The organism is Rhodococcus sp. USK10, from assembly GCF_019378875.1.
Lineage (GTDB): Bacteria > Actinomycetota > Actinomycetes > Mycobacteriales > Mycobacteriaceae > Rhodococcus_F > Rhodococcus_F pseudokoreensis.
Genome location: NZ_CP076048.1, coordinates 3693782 through 3706660 on the forward strand (window position 1 = coordinate 3693782; position 12879 = coordinate 3706660).

At 67.8% G+C, this 12879-nt stretch carries 10 protein-coding genes; 4 read left to right on the forward strand and 6 right to left on the reverse strand.

Annotated features, from left to right (window positions below; translation table 11 throughout):
* Positions 1–194 precede the first annotated feature (194 nt).
* Both I1A62_RS23965 and I1A62_RS23970 read left to right on the forward strand, forming a co-directional pair.
* A complete protein-coding gene (locus I1A62_RS23965; RefSeq protein ID WP_219461373.1) occupies positions 195–1625 on the forward strand; it encodes an aldehyde dehydrogenase family protein in 1431 nt (476 codons plus the stop codon).
* A 44-nt stretch (positions 1626–1669) separates the two neighbouring features.
* Positions 1670–2077: a hypothetical protein gene (locus tag I1A62_RS23970; RefSeq protein WP_219460338.1), complete on the forward strand. Its 408-nt coding sequence runs from the start codon at positions 1670–1672 to the stop codon at positions 2075–2077.
* Between the two features lie 6 nt (positions 2078–2083).
* On the opposite strand, the gene pgi is transcribed toward I1A62_RS23970, so the two are convergent.
* Positions 2084–3766 carry a glucose-6-phosphate isomerase gene (gene pgi, locus I1A62_RS23975; RefSeq protein ID WP_257890894.1) on the reverse strand — a complete coding sequence of 561 codons (1683 nt, stop codon included), beginning with the start codon at positions 3764–3766 and terminating at the stop codon, positions 2084–2086.
* Between the two features lie 3 nt (positions 3767–3769).
* Complete coding sequence (gene gnd, locus I1A62_RS23980; RefSeq protein WP_257890895.1) at positions 3770–4675, reverse strand: phosphogluconate dehydrogenase (NAD(+)-dependent, decarboxylating); 906 nt, start codon at positions 4673–4675, stop codon at positions 3770–3772.
* Between the two features lie 197 nt (positions 4676–4872).
* Between gnd and zwf the strand changes: the two genes are divergently transcribed.
* Complete coding sequence (zwf, locus tag I1A62_RS23985; RefSeq protein WP_257890896.1) at positions 4873–6417, forward strand: glucose-6-phosphate dehydrogenase; 1545 nt, start codon at positions 4873–4875, stop codon at positions 6415–6417.
* A 140-nt stretch (positions 6418–6557) separates the two neighbouring features.
* Here the strand turns inward: zwf and hxlA are convergent, their stop codons facing one another.
* Together hxlA and hxlB are read right to left on the reverse strand one after the other, a co-directional pair.
* Positions 6558–7187 (reverse strand): 3-hexulose-6-phosphate synthase, encoded by a 630-nt coding sequence (gene hxlA, locus I1A62_RS23990; RefSeq protein ID WP_219460342.1) that lies wholly within the window; start codon positions 7185–7187, stop codon positions 6558–6560.
* A gap of 47 nt (positions 7188–7234) precedes the next feature.
* The gene (gene hxlB / locus I1A62_RS23995; protein ID WP_124391449.1) at positions 7235–7816 is read right to left on the reverse strand and encodes a 6-phospho-3-hexuloisomerase; all 582 of its coding nucleotides are present in this window, start codon (positions 7814–7816) and stop codon (positions 7235–7237) included.
* Between the two features lie 191 nt (positions 7817–8007).
* Between hxlB and I1A62_RS24000 the strand changes: the two genes are divergently transcribed.
* Positions 8008–9258: a LuxR C-terminal-related transcriptional regulator gene (locus I1A62_RS24000; RefSeq protein ID WP_219461379.1), complete on the forward strand. Its 1251-nt coding sequence runs from the start codon at positions 8008–8010 to the stop codon at positions 9256–9258.
* Positions 9259–9316: 58 nt separating this feature from the next.
* Here the strand turns inward: I1A62_RS24000 and I1A62_RS24005 are convergent, their stop codons facing one another.
* Together I1A62_RS24005 and I1A62_RS24010 are read right to left on the reverse strand one after the other, a co-directional pair.
* Positions 9317–10489, reverse strand: coding sequence for an FAD-binding oxidoreductase (locus tag I1A62_RS24005; RefSeq protein WP_219460345.1), 1173 nt, complete (start codon positions 10487–10489; stop codon positions 9317–9319).
* 17 nt (positions 10490–10506) lie between these two features.
* On the reverse strand, positions 10507–12849 hold the full coding sequence (locus tag I1A62_RS24010) for a pyruvate dehydrogenase (RefSeq protein WP_257890897.1): 2343 nt from the start codon (positions 12847–12849) through the stop codon (positions 10507–10509).
* Positions 12850–12879: the final 30 nt, after the last annotated feature.

The following is a 12879-nucleotide window of genomic DNA, read 5'->3' on the forward strand; positions in this document are numbered from 1 at the left end:
ACTACCGCAGGGACGAGATCCCCGACCCCTCCCCCACGCGGACTAGACCCACCCGGAAACGGGGTTGTCCCCCGATCGGAGGACAACGCATTCACCCCGCAGAAGGCCCCGTCGGCGGACAGACGTCCGAGCGGCGAGAAGCCATTGTTGTCACATGCCGCGAACACCTGGACGGCAGACAACGAGGGAGCACCATGCAGAACACCCGCAAGATCTACATCGACGGCGAGTGGGTCGAGCCGATCGGCACCGACACACTCGACGTCGTCAACCCTGCGACGGAAATGGCCATCACCACCATCGCGCTGGGCGACGAGAAGGACGTCGACCGAGCCGTCACGGCCGCACGCACAGCCTTCGACAGTTACGCGTCGACGACACGCGCCGACCGAATCGAGTTGCTGAGCAGGGTCATCGAGGTCTACGGGCGGCGAATGAACGACCTTGCCACGACCATCACCCAGGAAATGGGCGCACCTGCCGGACTCGCCGCGACCGCTCAGGCACCGTGCGGCATGGCACACCTTGCCGCCGCCCTCGATGCGCTCCGCAGGTTCGAATTCGAGGAGAAGATCGGCACCACGACCGTCGTGCACGAACCGGTCGGCGTGTGCGCGTTCATCACACCGTGGAATTGGCCCGTCAACCAGATCGCCGCGAAAGTCGCACCCGCGCTGGCCGCCGGCTGCACGATGGTGCTGAAGCCTTCCGAGATCGCGCCACTCAATGCGATCATCTTCGCCGAGATACTTCACGAAGCGGGTGTCCCTGCCGGGGTGTTCAACCTTGTTCACGGTGACGGACCTACCGTCGGAGCCGCCCTGTCGAGGCACCCGGACGTCGACATGGTGTCGTTCACCGGATCGACCCGTGCCGGTGTCGAGGTCGCGCGGAATGCTGCGCCGACCGTGAAACGCGTCGCGCAGGAACTCGGCGGCAAGTCGGCGAACATCGTGCTGGTCGACGCGGACTTCGACGAAGTCATCACCCGGGACGTGATGGGTGTGGTCGTCAATGCGGGCCAGTCCTGTAACGCGGGCTCTCGCATCCTGGTCCCGTCGGACCGCATGGACGAAGCCTGCGCGATCGCGAAGGGGGCTGCCGAGAAGATCGTCGTCGGGCCTCCCGACGCCGACGGAACGACGGTGGGCCCCCTTGTCTCACAGGCACAGTTCGACAAGGTTCAGCGTCTGATCCAGACGGGCGTCGACGAGGGCGCAACGCTCGTCGCAGGCGGTGTCGGCCGCCCGGACGGACTCTCCGCCGGATACTTCGTCCGGCCCACCGTCTTTGCGAACGTCACCAACGACATGACGATAGCGCGAGAGGAGATCTTCGGTCCCGTCATGATGTTGATCGGCTACGAGGACGAGGCCGACGCAATCCGCATCGCGAACGACACCACGTACGGACTCTCCGGCATGGTCTCCTCGCGCGACCCACAGCGCGCGCGGAGCGTCGCCCGGAAGCTGCGGACGGGAATGGTCCACCTCAACGGGGCGCCACTGGCGTTCGATGCGCCCTTCGGCGGCTACAAACATTCAGGCAACGGCCGCGAGTTCGGCAAATTCGGCCTCGCCGAATACCTCGAAGCCAAGGCCATCTTCGGCGACAACGAGAACTGAGCGGGAGCGTTCCGCATTCTGCACGACTGATGGAGGGACGGATCGTGAATCCGATCATGTGGATGGGCATCGCCGGGATAATCGGCACGGCCGTCTCACCGTGGATCGCGGAACGACTACGCAGCAAGAATGCGCGGAAAGACCAGCTCATGAAGCTGCGGCTCGCCATCTATGCCGAACTGCTGAGAGCGACGGCCCGCCTCGCAGCACAAGCACACTCGGGGGCACCGAATCCCGCTGCCGAGATGGAGGAGATCGGCACCGAGGAATTGGACGGCCTGCTCAGCCAGGCGAAGGTCGTCGCCGGCCCGGACGTGTTGCGACAACTCGAGGAGCTCTCGCAACACACCGAGTCGTTCAACCGGGGCACAGATCTCGCCGCGATGGCGGGCAGCATCGCTGCGACTCGGGGAAAGGTCCAGGACGCCATCCGGAGCGAGATGATGCGCTGACACTCTTCAGAGCGCCATCGATCGCGTTTGCGGGGAACCGTCGCGGATTGCCCGGTACCACTGCACGATCGATTCGGTGGAACTGTCCACGCCCTCGGCGACCCCGTCCCCACCGACTGCCCGGTGTAGTTGCAGGGCTTGATCCTTGCCGAGTTCGACGCCCCACTGGTCGAACGAATTGATGTTGGACAGCACACCTTCGGTGAAGACCTGGTGCTCGTAGAGCGCGATCAGCTGGCCGAGCACGCAGGGGCTCAGCTCAGGGGCGAGAATTGTGGTCGACGGACGGTTCCCCGCCATCACCTTGTGGGGAATCAAGTCTTCGCGGACCCCGTCGGCGGCGAGAACCGCAGGAGTACGGCCGAATGCGAGCACTCTGCGCTGGGCGAGCAGATTGCTGACCAGGACGTCGTGCATGCTGCCGCTGCCGTCGCTCAGTGGCAGATCGGCGGCCGGTTCGGCGAATCCGAGGAAGTCGACCGGGACCAGGCGGGTGCCCTGGTGCAGGAGCTGGTAGAAGGCGTGCTGCCCGTTGGTGCCGGGCTCACCCCACCAGATCGCCCCGGTGGAGACGTCGGTCGGCGTCCCGTTCAGCTGCACAGACTTGCCGTTCGATTCCATCGCGAGTTGCTGCAGATACGCGGGCAGGGCTGCGAGGTCGTTGGCGTAGGGCAGGACGGCCCGGGTCTCGGCGTCGAAGAAGTTCGAATACCAGAAGCTCAGCAGAGCGAGCACGACCGGTGCGTTCGACTCGAGCGGCGTCGTCGCGAAATGCCGGTCCACGGTGTGCATGCCGGCGAGGAAGTCGCCGAACGCACCTCGTCCGATCGCGAGCATCACCGGCAGGCCGATCGCCGAGCCGATCGAGTAGCGGCCACCGACCCAGTCCCAGAACTCGAACATGTTGGCCGGGTCGATGCCGAACTCGGCCACCTTCGCCGCGTTAGTGGACACGGCGACGAAATGCCGGTCGACCGCATCCTCCCCGAGCGCGCCGGTGACCCAGGACCGGGCCGCAGTGGCATTGGTGAGGGTCTCGATCGTCGTGAAGGTCTTCGACGCGACGACGAACAGGGTGGCCGCGGGGTCGAGGCCGTCGAGGGCAGCCAGCAGGTCTGCCGGATCGACGTTGGAGACGAACCGCACCGACAGATCGGGGTGGAAGTAGGGGCGCAGCGCCTGGCACACCATCCGCGGGCCGAGGTCGGAGCCGCCGATTCCGATGTTGACGACGGTGGTGATGCGCCGGCCGGTGGCGCCCCGCCACCGGCCGCTGCGCACGCGGTCGGTGAAGCCGGCCATCCGGTCGAGCACGCGATGCACGTCGGCGACGACGTCGCGCCCATCCACAGACAGTTCCGCAGATGGGGGCAGCCGCAACGCGGTGTGCAGGGCAGGCCGGTTCTCCGTGGTGTTGACCGGGTTTCCGCGAAGCATGCAGTCGCGGTGGTCCTCGAGGCCGGCGGCACGGGCCAGCGCGACGAGCAGCGGCAGCGTGTCGCGGTCGATGCGGCTCATGCTGTAGTCGATGAACAGATCACCGGCGGTGACCGTCAGATCCCTGCCACGCCGGGGGTCGGCGCCGAACAATTCCCTCAGATGCACCGAGGCGATGTCACCGTAGTGGTCCTGCAGGCGCTGCCATTCGAGAAACGCTGTGATGCTCGGTGATACGGACGTCGCGGTCACGGGTTACGCGACCTCGACAGGCTCGGCGCTGCGGACGGCGTGTCCACCGAACTGCCGGCGCAGCGCGGAGACCGCCTTCATCGCCGGGGAGTCGTCCTGACGGGACGCGAACCGGGCGAACAGTGCCGCGGAGATCACGGGGGCGGGGACGGCGTGGGCGATCGCTTCCTCGACCGTCCACCGGCCTTCTCCGGAGTCCTCGGTGTAGCCGGAGATCGCGGCCAGGTCCGGGTCGTCGGAGAGGGCCTGCACCAGAAGGTCGAGCAGCCAGGAACGCACCACGGTGCCCTGCGACCAGGCCCGTAGCACCGCCGGGACGTCGGCGATGGATTCCTCGGCCGCGAGGAGTTCGTAGCCTTCGGCGTACGCCTGCATGAGCCCGTATTCGATCCCGTTGTGCACCATCTTCGCGTAGTGCCCGGCTCCGATGCCGCCGGCGTGGACGAACGAGTCCGCACGGTCTCCTTCGGGACGGAGGGCGTCGAAAATCGGTAGCAGCCTTGTGATGTCGTCCTCGTGGCCACCAGCCATGAGCGCGTACCCGTTCTGACGTCCCCAGACGCCGCCGGAGACTCCGCAGTCGACGTAGCGGACGTCGTGTTCGGCGAGCAGGGCTGCGTTCACCTTGTCGTCGGTGAACCGGGAGTTGCCGCCGTCGACGACCACGTCGCCGGGGGCGAGGAGCCGGGAGAGTTGCTCGATCACCTGGCGGGTGGGCGCGCCCGCGGGCACCATCACCCACACCGCCCGGGGTGTGGGAAGGGCCTCGACGAGGGCCTCGAGGCTGCGGACGTCGCTGACGTCGGGATTCGGATCGTAGCCGAGGACGTCGTGCCCCTTCTCACGCAGACGTTCGCGCATGTTCGATCCCATCCGACCGAGCCCTACCACACCGAGTTTCATCGTCACAGTTTCACTTTCGCCGTCGATCCGTCGAGTACCTGCTCTATGTGTAGTGCCGCGCGACGCCTGGTTCACCTGACCGGATGGGGAGCCGCTACTGGTCACCCGGCCAAGTGCATTCGCCGCTCGCCGCTCCGACACTGATAGCCGACGCATTGTCTGAATGCGCCTGTCGAGGAGCGAATGTACGGAGTGCAGCAGAAGTGACCGTGTCTGAAGTGCAGCAGAGCGTCCCGCTCTCGAGCGAGGTCGGTGGCCGCGTCGGCGGGGAACTGGTGATCGGTGACATCGGCCCGGTGGCCGACTTGTCTTCGCTGGTGATCTTCGGCATCACCGGTGATCTGGCCCGCAAGAAACTGGTTCCCGCAATCTACGATCTCGCTCATGGTGGTCAGCTACCCGCGGGGTTCGATCTCGTCGGATTCGCCCGCGACGCCGCGAACAGCGAGCCGGTGTTGCGGGAGTCGGTGATCGCTCACGCCCGGCGGCCGTTCGACCCCGCGGTCTGGCAGGCCCTGACGCAGCGCATCCACCTGGTCGAGGGGTCGTTCGACGATCCGGGCGGGTTCACGCAGCTGGCTTCGCTGTTGGCCGTCCTCGATCAGCGCCGCGGCAAGCCGGACAATTACGTCTTCTACCTGTCGGTCCCGCCGTCCGCTTTCGCCACCGTGTGCGGCCAGCTCGCGGTCGTCGGGTTGAATCGGCCCGCACGCGGGTGGCGACGGGTGGTGGTCGAGAAGCCGTTCGGGCACGACCTGCCGAGCTCCCGGACGCTCGAGGTCTTACTGGCCCAATACTTTCCGCCGTCGTCGATCTACCGGATCGACCACTATCTGGGCAAGGAAACGGTACAGAACATCCTCGCGCTGCGGTTCGCGAACGGGATGTTCGAACCGCTATGGAACAACCGGCACATCGACCACGTGCAGATCACGATGGCCGAGAGTGTCGGGGTGACCGGACGGGCCGGCTATTACGACGGCGTCGGCGCCGCCCGCGACGTCATCCAGAACCACCTACTCCAGTTGCTGGCGCTGATCGCCATGGAGGAACCTGTCGGCTTCGACGCCGACAGCATCGCCGCCGAGAAGGTCAAGATCCTTTCCGCCACCGAACTACTCGGACCCCTGGATCAGACGTCGGCCCGCGGCCAGTACGGGCCCGGCATCGACGACGACGTTCGGCTCCCCGGCCTGACGGAGGAGGACGGGTTCCCTGCCGACTCGTCGACCGAGACCTTCGCCGCCCTGACCGTCGGGATCACCACTCGCCGCTGGGCGGGAGTGCCGTTCTACATTCGCACCGGAAAACGGCTGGCCCGCAGGACCACCGAGATCGCGGTCACGTTCACGCCGCCCGCTCACGGGTCGCCCGCGGCCCGCGCCGCCGGGGTCTCGAACGTCCTCGTCTTCCGCGTCCAACCCGACGACGGGATCGAATTGCACATCGGCGCCAAGCGCCCGGGCGGTGGCATGCAGATCCAGCCGGTGAGCTTGGGCATGGACTTCCGGTCGGTGTTCGACCCGGCGCCGGAGGCGTACGAGCGGCTGATCGGTGACGTCCTCCGCGGGGACGGGACATTGTTCCCCCGCCGCGCGGAGGTCGAGCACTCCTGGCGGATCATCGACCCCCTCCTGCAGCATTGGGCCACGGCCGGCCGGCCGGACACCTACCCGGCAGGCACCTCGGGCCCCGCTTCCGCCGACGACATCCTGAGCCGCTCCGGCCGGGTGTGGCGCACGCTCTAGTTTTCAGCGCGGTGGTCGCCCCACGTGAGTGGCAAAGTGTGCCCCGGCACGCTTTGCCGCTCACCTGTCTCCGGTAGTTCCCGGACACGCGAAACACCCTGAGCAGCGATCCTGCTCAGGGTATTTCGGGCGCCGGAAGGCTACTTGGTGAGTGCGTCCTTGAGGGCCTTCGCTGCAGCGGCGGGGTCGGCAGCGCTGTAGATGGCGCCACCGGCGACGGCGACGTCCGCACCGGAATCACGGACGGCCTTGATGGTGTCGACCTTCACGCCCCCGGCGATCGAGAACGGCACGCCGGCGATCTTGCCGTCGTCGAGCAGGGTCTGGATCGAGTACCCGGGCTGGGCCTGCTCGTCGAGTCCGGCGTGGATCTCGACGAACGCGACACCGAGCTTGGCGATCTCGCGGGCCCGCTCGACACGGTTCTCGACACCGATCAGGTCGGCGACGACCTTCTTGCCGTGCTTCTCACCGGCCTCGACGGCACCCTTGATGGTGGCGTCACCGGCGGCACCGAGGACGGTGACCAGGTCGGCGCCGGCTTCGAACGCGAGGTCGGCCTCGAGGAAGCCCGCGTCGGCGGTCTTGAGGTCCGCAAAGACCTCCTTGTCGGGGTGCGCAGCCTTCACGGCGCTGATCACACCGAGGCCGGCGCTCTTGATCAGCGGCGTGCCCAACTCGATGATGTCGACGTACGGGGCCACCTTGTTGGTCAGTGCCAGTGCGTCCGCGGTGGTGAGAAGGTCGACTGCTACCTGCAGCTTCGTCATGTATTTCTCCTGTTTCTTACTTTGGGGGTTCAGAGGGTGGTGCTGGTTCAGCCGATGTTGGCGTGGCGTTCCCACAGCCGTTCGGCGGTCTGGTCCGCGTGCGCCCACAGCGCCTGGAACAGCGCGTCGAAGGCGAGGAGGACGGACTGCTCGAACAGGCTGCCCGCGTACTGCGCGGTGATGGCGGCGCTGTGGTCCTGTTTGTCGGCCGCGGGGAGCACGAGGATCTCGTCGGCCCGCTGAGCGAGCGGCGACTCGGCGGCGGTGGTGACCGCGACGACGGAGGCGCCGACCTTCCGGGCGGTGTCGGCGGCGCCGACGACCGAGGCGGTGGTCCCGGACCCCGACACCGCGATCAGGACGTCGCCCGATCCGACGGCAGGGGCGGTGACCTCACCGGCCACGTGGACGCGCAGGCCGAGGTGCATCAGTCGCATCGCGGCCATCTGCACGGCCAGGCCGCTGCGGCCGTTGCCGATCACGAACACCGCGCGGGCGGAGGTGATCAACGCGCCGGCACGGTCCCACTGTTCGGCGGCAACGGAATTGAGCAGCCGTTCGTTCTCGTCCAGCACGATGCGACGCCCATCGTCGAACCGTGTTCGAGTGTCTTCGATGGTGACGGTCATGATCCTCCTCGGTATAGCGGGTCCGGTCGTGGAGACAAGATTGCCGAGCCCGCACCCCGACGGCACCCGGTCGCTCGACGAGTGCGCGCTGGCCGGATGGCCAGTGCCGCCGCACACCGATCGGTCCTACGGTGGATGCCGTGGTAAGCGTCGAGGACACCGATCGGAAGCAAGCGCAGTCGTGGGCGGACATGCGCGCCGTGATCGCGGGCCCGCTGCCGGACATCGCGACGCGCTTCTCCCGGTATCTGACCTCACTGTGGTCGCATGACGCGCTGGTGATCTTCACGTGTGAATGCACCGGGCGACCACGGAAGGTCGCCGGGAACCGGGAGATCGTCGACCGCGTCACCATCGACGAACTCGACGCCCTGAAGAAGTCGGCCGACCTCGGCACGGTTGTCGACGGGGTCCAGATTCTCGGAGGGGCCCGGCGCCCGCTCTGGGTGGTGCGCGATGCCACCGACACCCTGCTGGTCGTCGTACCCAAGCGGGTCCAACCCGAACCGCCCGACCCGGACCTGATCGTGGCGCTGTTCGGGATCGTCGCCACCTCGATCCGTCAGCAGGTCGCCCAGGCCAGCCCCGACTACCTCGCCGAGTCCCGCGCCGCGTCCAGTGAACGGGCCCGCACCATCGCCGAACTCACCGAGATTCACGACGCCACCCTGTCCTCGATCCTGGGGACACTGCGATCGAACGACCTCGACGATCGCCGCTCCCGGATCACCGCCAGCGAGACGGCGTCGGCGGCGTTGATCGCGCTGCGATCGGCGGGCGATGCCGACCGCGCCCTCTCCGAGGAGGCGGTCACCACAGCGTTCGCCCGGCTACAGGGGGAACTACGTCCGCTGCTGCGGCATTGCGAGGTCGAGATCGACTACGTCGAACCCCCGGCGGACGGGCGACCGCTTCCGGGTGAGATCGCGCATGCGGCCAGGGCGATGGTCCGCACCATCGTCCTGGCGTTCGGGGCGCAACCGGTGCTGGCCCGGCTGCGGGTCGCGTGGGACTGCGACGGCGACAACGTGCTGCTCGAGGTCCGAGATCAGGGCTCCGGAGCGATCGACGGCAGCGCCCTCACCAGGCAATTGGCCGGGCGACTACACACCCTGCGCGGGCGCGTCGACATCGAGAGCATCGCCGGGTGGGGTAGTCGGGTGTCGCTCGTGATTCCGCTGGATCCCCCGGCCGCTCGCCCGGACGAGCACCTGTTGTCCACCCTCAATCCCCGGGAACTCGAGGTCCTCGCGCACCTGACGGTCGGCAAACGCAACAAGGCCATCGCCTCCGAACTGGGCATCAGCGAGAGCACGATCAAGTTCCACGTCGCCAGCGTGCTGCAGAAACTCGACGTCACCAACCGCGGCGAGGCCGGTGCGATCGGAATTCGCGCCGGCATTTCACCCGGAGCAGCGATGGTCGCCGTCTCACGCCGCTAGCGGGACGCGTCGGTGTAGGTCGCGGTGAGGGTGTCGAACTCTTCCTCCACGTCGGCGTTCAGTCGGCCACCGACGCAACCAGATAGCTCGGCGGCGCGATTCCGTCCAGCGCCAGTGCGACCGCGGCCCGGGCGGCGACGGGCCCCACCAGATTGCCGGTCCCGTTGTACCCGCCGACCGCGAAGACGCCGGGCCGCACCTCGCAGCACAGGGGGCGACCGTCGGGAGTGAAGCCGACGGACGCCGCCCATCTCCGCGTCACCGACACCGGCCGCCCGGCCATCCGACCGGCCACCCTCTCGATGTGGGACTGCACCGGTCGGGTCGGCTCCGTGTCGGACGTCCACTCCTCGTCGGCGAACAGGTCGCGGCCGCCGCCGACCAGCAATCGGCCGTCGGCGGATTGCTGCGCGTAGTCGTAGCCCCACCGCCCGTACACCGGGCACGGCAGCCGCGGCGGCAGTCCGGGTGCAGTGCCGAGCATCTGCAGTCGCGCGGTGCGGACTCGGCCGGCCAGCTCCGGAAGTACCTGCTCGAGTTTCCCGTCCACGGCCACCAGAATCACCGGTGCGCTGACCGTGCCGTGCAGGGTGTGCACGACCTCCGGTTCGAGCGAGGTCACCCGCGAATGCTCGTACAGGCCGGCCGAATTCCGCAGTATCGACGCGAGACCCAATGCTCGGCGCGACGGATTCGTCGCCGCGTCGTCGGGCAGGAATATCCCCCGCCCCAGCTCCCCGTCGTAGGTTTCGACGGCGATGGCGTTGTCCCGCAACGTCTGTGCGAGCTCGTGGCAATCCTCCAGTTCGGCCGCCCGCTCGGCGGCTTCGGCGTCGCCGACGGGATCGCCGGGAAGTCCGGCCAGTCGAATCGACCCGGTTCGCGTGATCACGTCCGTACCCAGCACGTCGGCGAGGTGGTCGAGTTCGGCGAGCGTCGCCCGGTACAGGTCCACCGACGCCGCACCCCACGCGGCGACCGACGAATGCAGGAACGCCGCCGGACCACCCAGCAGGAATCCGCCGTTCCGTCCGGCCGCGCCCGAGGCAACGCGACCGGAATCGAGGCCGACGACGGTGAGCCCGCGGGCTGTCAGTTCCTCGACAGCGGCGAGACCGGAACCGCCGAGTCCGACGACGCACGCATCCGCGGTCAGGCCTGATTCCAACCGGGGCAACCCTGCCCACGCCGCCACGACCGGGTCATCGTCCCACGCGCACCGTGAATCCATGACGGACACGGTAGCTTTCAGTCGGTCAGGTCGAGGGCGGCGCGGACGATGCTGTCGGTGTCGATGCCGTGATACCGGTACACCTCGTCGAGGGAGCCGACCTGACCGAACCTGCTGACCCCGAGCGCGGCACCGGCCACCCGGTTGATGCCGGTCAGGAACGCCAAAGTGTGCGGGTGCCCGTCCAGGACCGTCACCATCGGCGCCGCCCGGTCGGCGGGGAACACCTGATCCAGGATCCACGACGAACCCTCAGCCAGTCCACGCCGCGCCTGCACCGCCTCGAACAACAACCCCGCACTGGTCACACACACCACATCCGCGGCGATCCCCTGCTCCGCCAACCGGTCGGCCGCGGCGAGGGTTTCGGTGATCACCGCCCCCATCCCCACCAACGTCACCACCGGCCGCTCGGTGCGCCGCAACGTGTACGCCCCCGCGACGACCTGCCGGCGACGACGCTCCCGCGCCGCCGGATCCGTGGGCACCGCGGCGAGGGTCTGATCCACCGGGCGCGTCGACAGCCGTAGATACGACGACGACCCATCCGGCCGACCCAACCGGGAAATACTGTCGAGCAAAGTCCATTCGGTGTCGATCGCGAACGCCGGCTCGAAACTCACACATCCGGGCTGCTCCAGCCCGATCGACGGCGTCTTGATCGACTGATGCGCCCCACCCTCCGCGGCAAGGGTGACGCCGGAGGGAGTGCCGACCAGGATCGACTGCCCGCCCGCGTAGATCCCGTACGACCACGGCTCGAGGGCCCGTTCGACGAACGGGTCGTACATCACCCCGATCGGGAAAAGCGGCTGTCCCCACCGACTCCACGTCGCTCCCAGCTCACCCATCAACCCGACCAGGTTGGTTTCGGCGATCCCCAGTTCCATGTGCTGCCCGGTGGGCTTTTCCCGCCAGTGCATGATCGTCTCGGCGTCGTCGTCGAACCAGTTGCGGCGCTCGTTCGGCGACCACACCCCGACCTTGTTCAGCCAGCCCGCCAGGTTCGTCGTCGACGACACGTCCGGGCTGACCGTGACCACCCGCTTCGCGGCGTCCGGGGCCTGACGCGACAGATCCAGCAACGCCCGGCCCAGCGCGGCCTGGGTGGTCGACGTCCCGGACGGGGTACGACCGATGTCGGCGGGGACGGCGGGCGGGGTGGCGAGTTCGACCTTCTTGCGCGTCAACGTCTCCGCGGTGGCGCGGCACACCTGACCGGGCACACTATCGGCCGCGAACCGCGCCCACGGATGCGCCGGATCCATCCCCAGTTCGGCCGCGAGTTGCTTGTACTGCTCGACGGTCAGCAACGACGAATGGTTCTGCGGATGCCCCTGCGTGGGCAGGCCGCGGCCCTTGATGGTGTACGCGATGATCACGGTCGGCCGGGTGTCGTCGATCCGCGCATACGCAGCCCGGAGGGCGTCGAGGTCGTGCCCACCCAGATTCCTGATCGCCCGCAGCAGGGTGGCGTCATCCAACTCGGCGATCAGCGAGGTGATCGCCGCGGCGTCGGGGCCGTCGCCGGGCAAACGACGACGCAGCTCCTCGGCGCCGCAGCGCAGCAGCCGCTGGTATTCGGGGTTGGGCATGTCCAGGATCCGGGTCCGCAGCGACGGACCACCCGCCCGGGTGAACAGCGACTCCAGCAGGGTCCCGAACTTCACGGTGAGCACCTGCCAACCGGCGGCGGAGAACATGGCCTCGAGCCGGCCGGCCGCGATGTTCGGGACCACCCGGTCCAGTGACTGCCGGTTCAGGTCGACGATCCACACGATCTCCCCGAGCTCGGCAACGGAGGTGTCGAGTATCGCCTCCCACACCGCCCCCTCGTCCAACTCCGCATCCCCGACCAGCGAGTACTGCCGGCCCGTCCCCGCCGAGCCGATCTGAGTGTTCACATACCGGCGGGCGATCGCACCCCAGATCGGGGCGGTCGCACCGATCCCAACCGAGCCGGTCGAATAGTCCACCGGATCCGGATCTTTCGCCCGCGACGGGTAGGACTGCAGGCCGCCGAACTCCCGCAACGTCGTCAGATACTTCTCGTCCAACGCCCCCAGCAGGTAATTGATGGAGTGCAGCACCGGAGACGCATGCGGCTTCACCGACACCCGATCCCCCGGCCGCAACTGCTCGAACCACAACGACGTCATGATCGACACCATCGACGCACACGACGCCTGATGACCACCCACCTTCAACCCCGTCGGATTCGGCCGAATCCGGTTGGCGTGATGGATCATCGACGTCGCCAGCCACAACACCCGCTGCTCGATTTCCACGAGTGCTTCCGGAGTGATCGAGCGCGGGGCGAGTTCGTTCGTGTGGGCATCGATCGTGCGGGCGTCGTTCATGGTGTCGTCCTTGCCTGTGAGTTCCTGGCA